Origin of the sequence: Streptomyces atriruber, assembly GCF_001418325.1 — a bacterium.
Taxonomy (GTDB): domain Bacteria; phylum Actinomycetota; class Actinomycetes; order Streptomycetales; family Streptomycetaceae; genus Streptomyces; species Streptomyces atriruber.
Genome location: NZ_LIPN01000065.1, coordinates 1 through 13,805, shown reverse-complemented (window position 1 = coordinate 13,805; position 13,805 = coordinate 1). Strand labels below are relative to the sequence as shown.

The window sequence follows — 13,805 nt, the reverse complement described above, 5'->3', positions numbered from 1 at the left end:
GGGAACGGGTGGCTTGGGATGTGCTGTGCGGTGCGGGGGCGGCCGGGGGTGTTGGGGCAGGTCCCGGGTGGGTTGGGGGGTGGTTGGGGCGGGGGTGGGGGGCGTGTGCGGGGTGTCTCGTTCCGTTCCGGTGCGGTGATCGTTGGTGGTTTCTGTTGGCGGGGGCCTTCTCCGGAAAAAACGGGCATAACGCAATTGCATGAAATCCCGGAGAGTTCTCTGTTCGTGGCGTAATCTCATGATACTCTCGCCGCGTTATGCGCTTCGGTCCGGGGGAGGAGAAGCAGCGTGATGATCGGAATGCCAGGGGAGACCACCCCTGGGGGGGAACTTCCTAAAGATCAATTCTGTCGGCCCGTCGGGCCCGACCACTCGACCGAAGTATCTGATTCAATCACCCGGATTCCGACCAGCATGCTTCTTGACGCGGATTCTCCTCGTCTTGCCGGTATTGATCAGGATCATGTGCGGACTCTGGCCGCGTGCACCGATAAACTTCCGCCGATCGTCGTGCACCGCTCGACCATGAAGGTCATCGACGGAATGCACCGGCTGACCGCGGCCCGGCTGAACGGCCAGGAAACCATTGAAGTGCGCTACTTCGAGGGTTCGAATCGGGAAGCGTTCCTCCTGGCCGTCGAGCTGAACATGAAGCACGGCCTGGCACTGGCCCTCTCCGACCGCAAGAAGTCGGCGATGAAGATCCTCGAGAGTTTCCCCGAGTGGTCGGACCGGGCGGTCGCCGTGAAGACCGGCCTTTCCGGCAAGACCGTCGGGGTGCTGCGCCGTAAATTCGCCGGACAGATCGCCCAGGCCCCGCTCAGGGTCGGCCGTGACGGCCGGGTCCGGCCGCTGAATTCCCACAAGGACCGCCGGCAGACCGCCGGGGTCCTCCCCGAAGAGCCGGACACCGTCCTGCGGGAGACCGCCGGGGCGGCCGGGGCGCCGGGGCCGTCGGCCCGGGAGGCGCAGAAACGGTTACGCAGCCAGGACGACGGGCCGCCGCCCGGTTCGGAGGCACGGGCCCGTGCGCCACAGGGCCTGGAGCCGGCGGGCCCGCTCGTGGACCCCCTCGCCCAGCTCGAGTCGCTGAAACGGGACCCCGCCCTGAAGTACAGCAACGACGGCCGGGAGATGATCCGCTGGCTGGAGGCCCGCATCATCCGCAAGACCGACCCCGGTCTGGCGCTGCCGGCCCCCGCCCATCAGGCGAGGAAGATCGCCGCCCTGGCCCGTGCGTGCGCGGCGCAGTGGAACTGCGTGGCGATGCGCATGGAGCTCCTGTGCGACGAGTGCTCGCAGGCCTCCAACTAGGCGTCCAACTGAGGAAATTCCGCAGTCGACACCCGTGGCCCGGCCCCGGGGGGCCGTATCATGCCCGGCCCGCGGCATCCTGCGTCCGTATCGTGCGGCGGCGGGGCCGCGGAAGGCGGTGTCGGACGATGTTGGCGGCATCCCCTGGCGGAGGAGGCGTACTCCCCCGGGATCTGCAGATGCCGCCGACGGCACCGCGTACCTGCCCGCTCAGCTCGCGTAGCGGTCGAACGTGGACGAGGGCCGGGGGCCCGCCGTCACGTCCAGTCGCGGGTCGACCGTGAGGATCGCCTGATGAAGCCGCTGTAACTGCGGCGACGGTTCCACCCCCAGGTCCTCGATCAGCCGGGCCCGCAGGCGCTGGTAGACGTCCAGGGCCGAGGCCTGGCGGCCCGAGCGGTACAGCGCCACCATCGCCTGTGAGTGCAGGCCCTCGTGCCGGGGGTGCCGGGCGATCAGGTCGGTCAGCTCCGCGATGAACTCGCAGTGCCTGCCCAGGCGCAGCTCGGCGTCGATGCGCCGCTCCAGGGTGACCAGGCGGCTCTCCTCCAGGCGGGTCGCCTCGATCTCCAGTACGCAGCCCATCCGCACGTCGACCAGTGCGGAGCCGTCCCACAGGTCCAGGGCCCGCCTAAAGAGGGTGGCGGCCGCCAGGTCGTCGCCGCTGTCGAAGGCGCGCTGGCCGCCGGCCACCAGGCGCTCGTACTCGTGGACGTCGACCTGCTCGGGCGGGATCTGGAGGAGATAGCCGCCGTACCGGGTGACCAGGACGTCCTTGGCGCTGCCCGCGGCGTCCGGGCCCATGGCCGTGCCCAGCCGCCGGCGCAGCTGGAGGATGTAGGTCTGCAGGGTCGTCATGGCGCTGGCGGGCAGGTCGACTCCCCAGATCTCCTCCATGAGCGTCGAGATCGGTACGACCCGCCTCGGGTAGAGGGCCAGGAGCGCCAGTATCTGCCGGGGCTTGCTTGCGGTTGGCACAACATTCACACCGTTAACATCGGCACCAAGCGGGCCGAGGACCTTTACCCTCACAGATTCCTCCTAGAATCCGGCGGCTTCGCGTTTGCGAGCCGGCACCGAATCTGATCTGCAGCGCATGTCGCATGGCAGACTCCACAGCCTCTCTCTGCTAACCGATCCGTCGGGTACGTCAGCCGCTGATGCGGCCCGGATCTGCAGATACTCCACCGCTTTTCAGGTATCCCTCTGATGTCACTTTCGCCGTTGTCCACCGATAACTCATGGGCCAGCGGAATTGTGTCGACTCGTCGGCGGGTGCGGCAAGTGCTTCCCTCCGCATGCGGGGAGGTCACGCACGGTCGAAGCGGAGGAAATACCTCCGCCGTCCTTCCGTACATAGGGTCTCCCCTCCCGCGCGCACTTGTAATAAGGTCTGCGGGATTGTGATCTGTCCGCTGTGCCGGACGGGCCGGCGTCCGACGTGGCGCCATGTCCTCATTCACGCATTCCTCCGCCCGCGTCTGCGGGCCGAGTTCGGATAATCGCGTGAGAGCGGTCCTCGGCCGCGTAATGCGCCGCCTCTTCCTTCCTTAGTGATCCAAGCGATCCGTGCGGAGATCTGTGTCCTTCTCGGCTCGCGCGGGCCTCCGCCGGGACGCGAGTCCTGGTTGAGCCCGCCTCCTGACCCCGTCGGGAGTGTGGGTGCGCACCGCTCGGCGGTTGCTCTCTGGCCGGTATGCCCTCCGCGACAAGGAGAACGCGACCATGCCCACTGGACCCTTGGTTCACCACGATGCGCCGGGCGGAACAACTTGGTGAGCGGCCGGCGCACCGAGGTGTGCCTGATCGGCGCCGGACCGCGCGGGTTCTCCGTGCTCGAGCGGGTCTGCGCGCAGGAGCGGAAGTCCCCGCTGTGGGACGGGGTGACCGTGCACGTCGTGGATCCCGAACCGCCCGGCGCGGGCCGCGTGTGGCGGCCCGCGCAGTCGCCTCATCTGCTGATGAACACCGTCGCCTCGCAGGTCACGGTGTACACCGACGACAGTGTCAGCATCCGCGGTCCGCTGGAGGAGGGGCCGAGCCTGTACGAGTGGGCGAGGTCGCTGGGGCTGGGGTCGCTCCCGCCCGGTCCTGCCACGCCCCGTGGTGAGGACGTCCTGGCCGAGGCGCGGGCGCTGGGGCCGGACACGTATCCCACCCGTGCCCTGTACGGGCGGTATCTGACCTGGGCGTTCGGGCAGGTCCTGGCGAACGCGCCGGCGCATGTGGGAATCCGTGTGCACCGGGTGCGGGCGGTGGCGCTGGAGGGCGGGGGCGGGGCGCAGACGGTGGTGCTGGAGGACGGGAGGCGGCTGGCGGGGCTGTCCGCGGTGGTGCTGGCGCAGGGGCACGTTCCGGTCCGCCCGGGTGAACGCGAGCGGGGGCTGGCCGAGTTCGCCGCCCGGCACAATCTCGTCTACATCCCGCCGGCCAACCCCGCGGACGTGGATCTGTCGCGCATCGCCCCGGGCCAGGACGTGCTGTTGCGCGGGCTGGGCCTGAACTTCTTCGACTACATGTCGCTGTTCACGCACGGCCGGGGCGGCAGCTTCGAGCGTGTCGGGGGGCGGCTCCTGTACCGGCCCTCGGGGCGGGAGCCGCGGCTGCACGCCGGTTCGCGGCGCGGTGTGCCGTACCACTCGCGCGGCGACAACGAGAAGGGCGCGCACGGCCGTTACCGGCCGCGGCTGCTGACCGTCGAGCACGTGGCGGCGCTGCGCGGCGGGGGGCGGGGGCCGTTGCGGTTCGGCACGGACCTGTGGCCGCTGATCTCCAAGGAGGTGCGCAGCGTCTATTACGAGGCGCTGCTGGCCGCGCGGGGCGAGACTCCTGGCGCGGTGGCGTGTTTCGCGTCGGGCTTCCTGCATGCCGCGCCGGGGCGGGCGGAGGAGGGGGTGCTGGCGGCCGCCGGGATCGGCGAGGAGGAGCGCTGGGACTGGGATGTCATCGCCCGTCCGTGTGCCTCCCGTGCTTTCGGTGATCTGGCGGCGTTCCGTTCCTGGCTGGTGGAGCACCTGTCGCGGGATGTCCGGGAGGCGCGGCGGGGGAACGTGCGCGGGCCGCTGAAGGCGGCTCTGGATGTGCTGCGTGATCTGCGCAACGAGATCCGGCTGGCCGTGGACCACGGCGGGCTCGGTGCTTCTTCGCACCGCGAGGAGCTGGACGGGTGGTACACGCCGCTCAACGCCTACTTGTCGATCGGTCCGCCCGCCGGGCGGGTGGAGGAGATGCTCGCGCTGATGGAGGCGGGTGTGCTGGACGTGTCGTGTCCCGGTATCCGTGTCACGGCCACTGACGGCAGCGGTGGTGGTGAGGAGGGTGCGGCGGGTTTCGTGGGGACGTCGGCGCTGATTCCCGGGGTCCGGGTGCGGGCCACCGCGCTGATCGAGGCCCGGCTGCCCGAGATCGACCTGCGGCGCACGGGCGATCCGCTGATGCGGCAGCTGCTCGAGTCGGGGCAGTGCCGTCCCTACCGCGTCGAGGGCTACGAGACGGGCGGGCTGGCGGTGTCCCGGTCGTTCCGGCTGCTGGGTGCGGGCGGGGCCGCGCATCCGCGGCGCTTCGCCTATGGGGTGCCCACGGAGTCGGTGCACTGGGTGACGGCCGCGGGGATCCGGCCCGGGGTGGGGTCGGTGACGCTGGAGGACTCCGACGCGATCGCGGAGGCGGTGCTGGCGCTGCCCGCTCCCCCGCAGCCCGCGCCCCGTGCGGCCGGCAGTCCGGCGGGCGAGGGCCCGGCCGGCGGCGCTCCCGGGCACGAGGGGCCCGCCGGTGACGGTCCGGTGCCGGACGGGATGGACGGGATGGACGCAGCGGGCGGCATGGCGATGGCTCCTGGACCGCGAGAGGTGCATCCGTGAGTGCGACGCGCAGCAGTCTTGAAGAGCAGGACCTGGCCGTGCAGCCGGATGCCGGGCTGTTGTCGCCGGTGCGGGTGGGCACCGGTGTCGAGGCCGCGGTCGGTGACACCGCCTGGCTGCAGGCGATGCTGGATGCGGAAGCGGCCCTGGCCCGGGCCCAGGCGCGCTGCGGCACGGTGCCCGCCGCGGCCGCCGAGGCGATCACCGCCGCCGCCCGGGCCGAGTACTTCGACGTGCGGGAACTGGCCCTGGCCGCCCGCCGGACGGCGAACCCGGTGGTCGGCCTGGTGGCCGCGCTGACCCGGCTGGTGGACCGGCAGGCGCCGCAGGCCGCCGCGTACGTGCACCGCGGCTCGACCAGCCAGGACGTCTTCGACACCGGCGCGATGCTGGTGGCGGCGCGGGCGCTGCGGCTGATCGTGGCGGACCTGCGGGACGCGGCCGCGTCCCTGGCCTGCCTGGCGGCCGCCCACCGCGACACGGTGATGGCGGGGCGGACCCTGGCGCTGCATGCCGTGCCCACCACGTTCGGGCTCAAGGCGGCCGGCTGGCGGCACCTGGTCCTGGAGGCGGCCGCGCGGCTGCAGCGGGTCGCCGACGAGGGGCTCTTCGTGTCGCTGGGCGGCGCGGCCGGCACGCTGGCCGGCTATCTGCAGTACGCGGCGCAGGCGCCGGACGGTGCCGGGGGCCGCAGTGCCGAGGAGGTGGTGGACCGGCTGGCCGAGGCGTTCGCCGCCGAGACGGGTCTGGCCCGGCCGGTGCTGCCCTGGCACGCCCTGCGCACGCCGGTCACCGATCTGGGGGCGGCGCTGGCCCACACCGCGGGCGCGCTGGGCAAGATGGCGGCGGACGTGCAGGTGCTGGCCCGTACCGAGATCGGTGAGGTCGCCGAGCCCGCCGGGGACGGCCGGGGTGTGTCCTCGGCGATGCCTCACAAGCGCAACCCCGTCCTGGCGACCCTGATCCGTTCGGCCGCTGTCCAGGTGCCCGCGCTGAGTTCGGTCCTGGCGCAGTGCCTGCCGGCGGAGGACGAGCGGTCGGCGGGGCTGTGGCATGCCGAGTGGCAGCCGCTGCGCGAGTGCCTGCGGCTGACCGGGGGCGCCGCCCGTGCGGCCGCCGAGCTGGCGGCGGGGCTGAGCGTGGACCGGGAACGGATGCGCGACAACCTCGATCTGACGCAGGGCCAGGTCGTCTCGGAGCGGCTCTCGGCGTATCTGGCGTCCCGGCTCGGCAGGGCCGCGGCCAAGGAGCTGCTGGACGGGGCCCTGGAGCGGGCGCGGCCGTCCGGCCGTCCGCTCGGTGAGGTCCTGGCCGAACTGCCCGCGGTGCAGGGCGTGCTGAGCGGGCGGGAGCTGGCGCAGCTGCTCGATCCGCAGCAGTACACCGGGGCCGCGGGGGTGCTGGTGGACCGTGCGCTGCGGGGGTGATGCGGCCCCCGTCCCCTCCCCCGCCCTTCTCTCGTCTTCTCTTCTCTTTCCTGTTCTTCGACCGACAAGCAACCGCCAAGCCGGAGGAATGTCATGCCGCCACTGCCGCCCGCCCGTGTCGTCCGTGCCGTCGAGAGCGTGCGTGCCGCTCTGCAGGGTCTGACGCGCAAACTCGCACCGCCGCCGTTCGCCCTGCTCGAACTCGTCCAGGGCGCCATGGTCAGCCAGGCGATCTACGTGGCCGCCGAACTGCGGGTCGCGGAGACCCTCGTGGACGGCCCGCTGGCCCCGGAGCAGATCGCCGAGAAGGCCGGTGCGGATCCCGACGCGCTGCACCGCCTGCTGCGGATGCTGGCGACCTGCGGCATCTTCGCCGAGCAGAAGGACGGGCGGTTCAAGCTGACCCCGATGGCGCAGGCGCTGCTCAAGGACGCCCCGATGTCCATGTACGGCATAGCCCGGCTGATGGGCCATCCCATCCACTGGGAGGACTGGGGGCACCTGGTCGACGCGGTGCGTACCGGTGAGCCGAGCCTGCCCAAGCTGCGCGGCATGGGCGCGTTCGAGTATCTGGAGGCCAACGCGGAGTACGGCGCCGTCTTCACCGACGGCATGGGCGCGATGTCCGGCACCGAGACCGATCCGCTGCTGGCCGCCTACGACTTCGCCCGCTTCGGCACCGTGGTCGACTTCTGCGGCGGCCGGGGGGATCTGCTGGCCGGTGTCCTGAAGAGGAATCCCTCGGCGCGCGGGATCCTCTCCGACCCGCGGGTGGGCACCAACGGTGCGGCCGGCTTCCTCGCGGAGCAAGGGGTGTCCGGCCGGTGCACGATCGCCGACGGCGGGCTGTTCGATGCGGTGCCCGGCGGCGGGGACGCGTACATCCTCAAGCACATCCTGCACGACTGGCCCAAGCCGCAGGCCCTGGAGATCCTGCGCAACGTCCGCAAGGCGATGAACCCGGGCGGGCGGCTGCTGGTGATGGAGATGGTGGTTCCCGACAAGCTGAACGGCCCGCATGCGGGGAAGCTGGTCGACCTGTGGCTGATGCTGCTGGTCGGCGGCAAGGAGCGTACCCGCGCCCAGTACGCCGACCTGCTGGGCGAGGCCGGGTTCCGGCTGGAGCGTGTGGTGCAGACGCCGGCGGCGATCTCCGTCGTGGAGGCCAGTGCGCGCTGAGCGCGCCCCTTCGCCGTCTCCGGCGCCGCGGCCCCCTTCTTGTGGTGGGGCGCGGCGCCGGTTTCGTGTGTCAGGGGCGCTGGTCGCTCTGTGTGCGGGCGGCGCGCAGGGGGATTTCGCGGACCAGGAGTGCGGCGGCCAGTGCGAGGCCCGCGGCCAGCGAGGCCAGGACGAAGGCGCCCTGGACGCCCTGGGCGACGGCGCTGCGGTAGACGGTGCGCAGGGCGGCGTCCAGGCGGCTCATGCCGTCGGCGTCCAGGCGGGTGTCGGACAGCGCGCCGCCGCCGTGCTCGCTCATCACGTGGCGGACCCGGTGGTTGAACAGGGTGCCCATGACGGCGACGCCGACCGACTGGCCCAGGGTGCGGAAGAGGGTCATCGCGGCGGAGGCGACGCCCACTTCCTGGGGGCCGACGCTGTTCTGCGCGACGGTCATCACGTTCTGCCCCAGAAAGCCCATGCCGGCTCCGAGCAGGGCCATGAAGAGTGCGGCGGTCAGCCGTGGGGTGTGGGTGTCCACGTGGGAGAGCAGCAGGGTGCCGGTGAGCATGGCGGCGGCGCCGCCGGCCTGGAGGGCCTTGTAGCGGCCGGTGCGGGCGACGGTCCGCCCGGAGAACTGGGAGGCCAGGACCAGGGCGCCGAGCATCGGCAGCAGGAGCAGTCCGGAGCCGGTCGCGGAGACGCCGTGCACGGCCTGCTGGTAGAGCGGGAGGTAGAGGACCGCGCCGAACATCACGAAGCCGTTGGTGAAGCTCAGGACGGCCATCAGGCAGAAGTTGAGGCTGGTGAACAGGTGTGGGGGCAGGACCGGTTCGGTGGCGCGGGACTGGGCGTGGACGAAGCCGGCCAGGGCGGTGGCGGACAGGGCGGTGAGGGTCACGATCATCGCGGAGTCCCAGGCGTACTCGACGCCGCCCCAGGTGACCACCAGGACGAAGGACACGATGCAGGCGACCAGCAGCAGTGCGCCGACGTAGTCGATGTGTGCCTTCCTGCGCCGGCCGGGCACCCGTACCAGGCGGGCGATCAGGACCAGGGCCAGGGCGCCGACGGGCAGGTTGAACCAGAAGGCCCAGCGCCAGCCGAAGACGTCGGTGATGCCGCCGCCGGCCAGCGGGCCGACGATCATGGAGAACACCATGACGCTGGTGATCATGCCCTGGTAGCGGCCGCGTTCGCGGGGCGGGATCAGCTCGCCGATGACCGCCATGACGCCGACCGCGAGCCCTCCCCCGCCCAGCCCCTGGACGGTGCGGGCGGCGATCAGCTCGCCCATGTCCTGGGTCAGCCCGCACAGCAGGGAGCCGGTCAGGAACACCGACATCGCCACGACGAGCCACCGCTTGCGCCCGTACATGTCGCCGAGCTTTCCCCACACCGGGATGGACGCCGCGGCGGCCAGGCTGTAGGAGGTGACCGCCCAGGACAGGTAGGTGACGCCGCCGAGTTCACCGGCGATCGTCGGCATCGAGGTGGCCACGATCGTGGTGCCCAGCGAGGAGGGCAGCATCGCGAGCAGCAGGGGTATCAGCGCGAGGCGTACGCTGCGCTGCCGGGGGCCGCGCCGAATCCCCTCGGTCTCGCCCGTCGTCGCGTCCACGGGCCCCTCCTTCTGACCGGAACGCCTCATCTGATCTGCATGGTGGCCATCATGCCGCGCACGCCGTGCTCGAACATGTGGCAGTGGTAGAGGTAGCGGCCGCGGTAGGTGTTGAACAGGGCCTGGAGCCGCACGGTTTCGCCCGGGGCGAGGAAGACGGTGTCTTTCAGGCCGCTCTCGGCCGGCTGCGGGGGCCGTCCGGCGCGCTCCAGGATGCGGAACTGCACCAGGTGCAGGTGGAAGTTGTGCTCGGCCCGTGCGTTGGCGTTGGTGACCGTCCAGATCTCGCTGGCGCCGAACTTGATGTGTGTGTCGATGCGTTGGGGGTCGTACGTCTTCTCGTCGATGTAGGCGCCGGGGTGTTCGCCGCCCTCGTCCATGCGCAGCACCACGGTGCGCTGCACGTCGGGGCGGGGCAGGGGCGGCAGGGTGCGCAGGCGCTCGGGTATCCGGCTGGGGTCGTCGGCGGTGCGCACCACGTCGAAGCGCAGGACTTGGCCGATGTCCTCGGCGGGGCCGGGGCCGGTGGTGTTGGTCAGTACCACGCTGCTGCCGACCCGGTGGCGGGAGAAGTCGACGATGACGTCGGCGCGTTCGCCCGCGGACAGTGCGATGCGGTCGGTGGTGTGGGGGGCGGTGAGCAGGCCGCCGTCGGAGCCGATCTGGACGAGCGGGCCGCCGTCGGCCAGCCGCAGTTCGAAGCGGCGCTGGTTGGAGGCGTTCAGCAGGCGCAGCCGGTACTTGCGGGCGGCGACCTGGAAGTAGGGGTAGGGCACGCCGTTGGCCAGGAGGGTGTTGCGGGCCCGGTCGCCCATCGCGTAGGCGAGTTGGCCCTGTTCGTCGAAGCGGGCGTCGCGCAGGGCGATGACGACTTCGTAGCGTCCGGCGGGCAGCGGCAGGGCGGCTTCGGTGGGGTCGGTCAGGAGGTAGGAGCCGGACAGGCCGCGGTAGGTGTTCTCCGCTTCGAGGTGGTGGGTGTGGTCGTGGAACCACAGCGGGGCGTGCGGCTGCCGGTTGGGGTAGTGGTAGGTGCGCTCGGTGCCGGGTTCGATGACGTCCATGGGATCGCCGTCGCTGTGCGGGGGGACGGCGGCGCCGTGCAGGTGGACGGTGGTGGGCACGGTGAGGCGGTTGCGCTGTCTGATCACGACGGGGCGGTGGGCGCGTGCTCTGATGACGGGGCCGGGGAAGTGGCCGTCGTAGGTGATCACGTCGCTGGGGATGCCGGGCAGGAGCTCGGCGCGGGCGGGTTGCATCGTCATCACGTACAGGTCGGAGCGGCCGGTGCGGGCCAGGGGCTTCTTCTCGGGCAGCAGGGGCATCGGGCGCCGGAACTTCTCCGGTGTGCCCGGTGCTGCCGGGGCCGCCGGGGGGCGGGGTGGGGTGCGGGCGTGTGCGGCGAGCAGCGGGGTGAGGCCGGCGCCGGTCAGGGCCACTCCGGTGGTGGCGAGCGTGGCGCTCAGGGCAGTGCGTCGGGTGATCATGGTGGTCTCCAGGGCTCGGTTGCACCGCTGCCGGTGTGGGGGCCGCGGTCGTGCGCCGGGGCGCACTCGTGTGCGGCGTGCGGGTGGTGTGCGAGGGGGCCGGGCCGCTCATCCGGTGCCCAGCCGGAATCCGACCCCGCGTACGGTGACGACCCATCCGCTGGCGCCGAGCTTGCCGCGCAGGCTGCTGACGTGGGTGTCGATGGTGCGGCGTGACCAGGAGTCGCCCCACACCTGCTGCAGGAGCTGTTTGCGCGGGATCACCGTGTCGGGCTGGGAGGCCAGCAGGTACAGCAGGTCGAATTCCTTGCGGGTGAGGGCCACCGGCTCGTCGTCGACGGTGACCTGGCGGGAGTCGACGTCGATGCGCAGCCGGCCGTGGTCCAGTTCCCTGGCCGTGGCGGGCTGCCAGCGGGTGCGGCGCATCACCGCCTCGATGCGGGCCATGAGTTCGCGCAGCCCGTAGGGCTTGGTGACGTAGTCGTCGGCGCCCGCGTGCAGGCCAAGGACGCAGTCCAGCTCGGACCGGCGGGCGGTGACGATGATGATCGGGACCCGGCTGACCTCGCGGATCGCGCGGCACACCTCCAGGCCGTCGAGGTCGGGCAGGTCGAGGTCGAGGAGGACCAGCTCGACGTCCTCGTAGGCCTGCAGGGCCGCGCTGCCGTGCCGGACGCCGACCGGGTCGTGTCCGTGGCGGCGCAGCTGGGCGGTCAGGGAGCCGGCCAGGGCGGCGTCGCCGTCCACGACCAGGATGCGCTGGCCGGTGGGTGTGCGGGCCGGTGCCGGTGTGCCGCCGGGCTCGGGCGGGCGGGCGGTGTCGGGCACGGGGTCGAAGGGCTCCAGCAGTGCCGGTGACGGTGTGTGGGTCATGCCTCCCCCGTGGAGTGTGCTGTGCCCGTGCGGGCCGCCGGCCGGGCCGTTGCGGCCGGCCGGCGGGCCGTACGGGTGCGGTGTCGGGTTCCGCTCAGGGGTGGGCGGGCGGCCCCTGCAGCGGCTGTCCGGGGTTCAGGACCCAGGCCGAGTCGTGCCGGGTGAAGCCCACGCGCGGGTAGTAGCCGGTGGCGGCGGGGGCCGACAGGAGCACCACCTTGGCGTCGGGGGCCTGTTGCCGGGTGGCGTCCAGGAGGGCGGTGCCCACGCCGGAGCGCTGGTGGCGGCGGATGACGGCGATGTCCGACAGGTAGGTGACGTAGGAGAAGTCGGAGATGCTGCGGGCGATGCCGATGAGGGTGCCGTCCGCTTCGCGGGCGACGACGACGAGGTTGGCCTCGCGCACCATGGCGGCCATGCGGTCGCGGTCCTGGACGGGCCGGCGCTCCCCCAGGCCGGATTGGTGGTAGACGGCCAGCACCTCGTCCAGGTCGAGGTCCGCGCCGTGGACGCGTTCAGTCTTCCAGCTCATCGAGCATCTCCAATCGCCGCCGTATGACGTCGTGGTGGACCAGGAAGCGTTCGGGGCGCAGTTCCTCGCGCAGCCGGACGCCTTCTTGGGCCAGGGTGTCCGTGAACGGGGTGCCGGTGACCGCGGTGCGGTTCGCGGCGGCCTGCGCGGAGCGGTAGGCCCGCTCGCGTTCGGTGCCGTCGCCGAGCAGTTCCACCAGGACGGCGGAGCTGTGGATGAGGCCGTGGGTGCGGTCCAGGGCGGCCCGCATCCGGTCGGGGTGGACGCGCAGGCCGGCCACCAGCTCTTCGGCGCGGGTGGCCTGGAAGTGGGCGACGGCCAGGCTGTCGGGCAGGATGACCCGCTCGACCGACTGGTGGGCCAGGTCGCGTTCGTGCCACAGGGCGACGTCTTCGAGCGCGGTGGTGGCGTAGCCGCGCAGCAGGCGGGCCAGGCCGCACAGCCGTTCGCTGGTGGTGGGGTTGCGTTTGTGGGGCATGGCGCTGGAGCCCTGGTAGGCGCCGGCGCGCTGTTCTTCGACCTCGGCGACCTCGGTGCGCTGCAGCAGCCGCAGTTCCAGGGCGATCTGTTCGACGCAGGCCCCCAGGGCGGCGACGGCCTGCACGAGCTGGGCGTGCCGGTCGCGGGCGACGACCTGGCTGGGGGCGGGTTCGATGCCCAGGCCCAGTGCCTGGCACACGTGTTCCTCGACGAAGGGGTCGATGAGCGCGTAGGTGCCCACCGAGCCGGAGACGGTGCCGACCGCGACGGCCTGGCGGGCTGCCGCCAGGCGGTGCAGGGAGCGGTCGACGGCGAAGGCGTAGCCGGCGAGTTTGTGCCCGAAGGTGGTGGGCTCGGCGTGGATGCCGTGGGTGCGCCCGACCATGAGGGTGTCCCAGTGCTCCTGGGCGCGGGCCACCAGGGTGCGGCGCAGGCGCCGGCCGGCTGTGGCCAGCAGGTCGGTGGCGCGGGCCAGGGTGTGGCCCAGTGCGGTGTCGACCAGGTCGTAGCTGGTCATGCCCAGGTGGACCCAGCGGGCGGAGGATTCGGGGATGTCCTCGCAGTAGGCGGCGAGGAAGGAGAGGACCTCGTGGTCGCGTTCCTTCTCGATCTCCGCGATGCGGTGCGCGAGCGGTACCCGGGCCCGGCGCATGTCCTTCAGCGCTTCTTCGGGGACGCGGCGCAGGCGTACCTGTGCCTCGGTCGCCAGGATCTCGACGCGGACCCAGGTGGCGTAGCGCGACTGGTCACAGAAGAGTTCCGCCATCTCGGGCAGGGTGTATCGGGGAATCATGCAACGACCTCTGTTCTGCGGTGGTCAGTACGCCTCGAAGTACTCGCGCTGTTCCCATGCGGTGACCTGGTCGGGGCTGGTTCCGGTGGTGGCCAGCCAGGTCTGGTAGCGGTGCAGTTCGCTCTCCTTGAGTTTGGTGAGGCAGGTGGCGAGGGGCCGGCCCAGCAGTTGTCCGGCGCGGCCGGTGGTGAAGGCGTCCAGTGCTTCGGCCAGGGACTGCGGGACGAACCGGGCCGGGGCCGTGGCGGGGGGCGGGCCGGTTT

At 71.9% G+C, this 13,805-nt stretch carries 10 protein-coding genes and 1 pseudogene; 4 read left to right on the top strand and 7 right to left on the bottom strand.

Annotated features, from left to right (window positions below; translation table 11 throughout):
- The first annotated feature begins 414 nt into the window (after window positions 1-414).
- Window positions 415-1,314 carry a ParB/RepB/Spo0J family partition protein gene (locus tag AOK03_RS07770; RefSeq protein WP_157868884.1) on the top strand — a complete coding sequence of 300 codons (900 nt, stop codon included), beginning with the start codon at window positions 415-417 and terminating at the stop codon, window positions 1,312-1,314.
- A gap of 210 nt (window positions 1,315-1,524) precedes the next feature.
- Here the strand turns inward: AOK03_RS07770 and AOK03_RS07765 are convergent, their stop codons facing one another.
- Window positions 1,525-2,346 (bottom strand): AfsR/SARP family transcriptional regulator, encoded by an 822-nt coding sequence (locus tag AOK03_RS07765; RefSeq protein ID WP_055564432.1) that lies wholly within the window; start codon window positions 2,344-2,346, stop codon window positions 1,525-1,527.
- Between the two features lie 743 nt (window positions 2,347-3,089).
- Between AOK03_RS07765 and AOK03_RS07760 the strand changes: the two genes are divergently transcribed.
- From AOK03_RS07760 to AOK03_RS07750, 3 genes are all read left to right on the top strand, one after another.
- On the top strand, window positions 3,090-5,174 hold the full coding sequence (locus AOK03_RS07760) for an FAD/NAD(P)-binding protein (RefSeq protein WP_063792441.1): 2,085 nt from the start codon (window positions 3,090-3,092) through the stop codon (window positions 5,172-5,174).
- The gene (locus AOK03_RS07755; RefSeq protein WP_244177521.1) at window positions 5,171-6,601 is read left to right on the top strand and encodes a nitrosuccinate lyase; all 1,431 of its coding nucleotides are present in this window, start codon (window positions 5,171-5,173) and stop codon (window positions 6,599-6,601) included. The genes AOK03_RS07760 and AOK03_RS07755 overlap by 4 nt, the downstream gene beginning before the upstream one ends.
- A gap of 93 nt (window positions 6,602-6,694) precedes the next feature.
- Window positions 6,695-7,780, top strand: coding sequence for a methyltransferase (locus AOK03_RS07750; RefSeq protein WP_079074549.1), 1,086 nt, complete (start codon window positions 6,695-6,697; stop codon window positions 7,778-7,780).
- Window positions 7,781-7,850: 70 nt separating this feature from the next.
- On the opposite strand, the gene AOK03_RS07745 is transcribed toward AOK03_RS07750, so the two are convergent.
- From AOK03_RS07745 to AOK03_RS07720, 6 genes and pseudogenes are all read right to left on the bottom strand, one after another.
- The gene (locus AOK03_RS07745; RefSeq protein ID WP_244177520.1) at window positions 7,851-9,380 is read right to left on the bottom strand and encodes an MDR family MFS transporter; all 1,530 of its coding nucleotides are present in this window, start codon (window positions 9,378-9,380) and stop codon (window positions 7,851-7,853) included.
- A 26-nt stretch (window positions 9,381-9,406) separates the two neighbouring features.
- Window positions 9,407-10,864, bottom strand: a complete 1,458-nt coding sequence (locus AOK03_RS07740) for a multicopper oxidase family protein (protein ID WP_055564430.1) — start codon at window positions 10,862-10,864, stop codon at window positions 9,407-9,409.
- A 108-nt stretch (window positions 10,865-10,972) separates the two neighbouring features.
- The gene (locus AOK03_RS07735; protein ID WP_079074548.1) at window positions 10,973-11,737 is read right to left on the bottom strand and encodes a response regulator transcription factor; all 765 of its coding nucleotides are present in this window, start codon (window positions 11,735-11,737) and stop codon (window positions 10,973-10,975) included.
- 94 nt (window positions 11,738-11,831) lie between these two features.
- Window positions 11,832-12,269, bottom strand: a complete 438-nt coding sequence (locus AOK03_RS07730; RefSeq protein WP_055564429.1) for a GNAT family N-acetyltransferase — start codon at window positions 12,267-12,269, stop codon at window positions 11,832-11,834.
- Entirely contained in the window at window positions 12,253-13,542 is a 1,290-nt protein-coding gene (gene purB / locus AOK03_RS07725) for an adenylosuccinate lyase (protein ID WP_079074547.1), read from the bottom strand. The genes AOK03_RS07730 and purB overlap by 17 nt, the downstream gene beginning before the upstream one ends.
- 24 nt (window positions 13,543-13,566) lie before the next feature.
- Window positions 13,567-13,805 (bottom strand): annotated as a pseudogene (locus AOK03_RS07720) (glutamine synthetase); the annotation flags it as partial.

Excerpts from the sequence above, each read along its gene's own strand:
- AOK03_RS07740 (WP_055564430.1), bottom strand. The coding sequence starts at position 10,864 with ATGATCACCCGACGCACTGCCCTGAGCGCCACGCTCGCCACCACCGGA.
- AOK03_RS07735 (WP_079074548.1), bottom strand. The coding sequence starts at position 11,737 with ATGACCCACACACCGTCACCGGCACTGCTGGAGCCCTTCGACCCCGTG.
- AOK03_RS07770 (WP_157868884.1), top strand. The coding sequence starts at position 415 with ATGCTTCTTGACGCGGATTCTCCTCGTCTTGCCGGTATTGATCAGGAT.
- AOK03_RS07730 (WP_055564429.1), bottom strand. The coding sequence starts at position 12,269 with ATGAGCTGGAAGACTGAACGCGTCCACGGCGCGGACCTCGACCTGGAC.
- AOK03_RS07750 (WP_079074549.1), top strand. The coding sequence starts at position 6,695 with ATGCCGCCACTGCCGCCCGCCCGTGTCGTCCGTGCCGTCGAGAGCGTG.
- purB (WP_079074547.1), bottom strand. The coding sequence starts at position 13,542 with ATGATTCCCCGATACACCCTGCCCGAGATGGCGGAACTCTTCTGTGAC.